Below are 771 nucleotides of genomic sequence, written 5' to 3'. Positions count from 1 at the left end.
CATCACGACGATCGCGAGAGAAACTGCGCGAATCACGCGAATCACGATCGAAGCGGCCAGAACGCTCACCGCCCTGTCGGCGATCACCATACTCAGAAGAACGGAAATCACGATCGGAACGCTCGAAACGACGTCCTCCGCGCTGGTCACCACGCTCGTTACGGTCAAAACGACGATCCGAACGCTGACCATCACGACGATCATAACGATCATCGCGATTGGCACCAGAAAAACCGTCGCGTCCGTTACGGCGGTCTGAAGAATCAAAACGACGCGGTCCACGGGAAGACTCCCCACGAGAGTACGAACCGTTGCCTCCACGGGAACCACGTCCACGACGCTGCGAGGAGTCAAACCTATCTGCCACAATTCCTACTTTCTTGGGGTCCGATGACCGCACCTATCTTGAATTAAAACTATGAACCTAACCAGCATAATGGGCTGTGCGAAATGAGGCTAGTGGGCATAAGGGGCTGTGGAAACACAACTGGTGTGGCTTTCATCGCTAGAAGCCAGAAGTGGCGAAGAAAAAACCGCATACAAAACCGAAGTACTGATAAACATTTCTGGGGAACAACAGAATGTTCCTATAAATCATCAGGTATTTGGGTTGCAGCTATTACAGCGCTAACAAGTGGCTGAGTGTGTGGTTGGGTTTTGGGGTGTGTGCGCTCGTAAGGTGAGTGTGGTCGTGTATGCGGGTGGGCCCGCGTATAGAAGGCGGGTGGGGCTTGGAACGATCGTGTTCCGGGCCCCACCCGCTGTATGGAG

1 pseudogene is annotated in these 771 nt (G+C 53.8%); it reads right to left on the bottom strand.

The features are described 5' to 3' along the window. Positions 1–367: pseudogene (locus ADG72_RS05440) on the bottom strand (hypothetical protein); the annotation flags it as partial. Positions 368–771 lie beyond the last annotated feature (404 nt).

Source organism: Trueperella pyogenes (genome assembly GCF_001070855.1).
In the GTDB taxonomy this organism is placed as follows: Bacteria; Actinomycetota; Actinomycetes; order Actinomycetales; family Actinomycetaceae; genus Pauljensenia; species Pauljensenia pyogenes_A.
The sequence above is the reverse complement of the archived record's forward strand: the minus strand, read 5'-3'. Positions and strand labels throughout refer to the sequence as shown.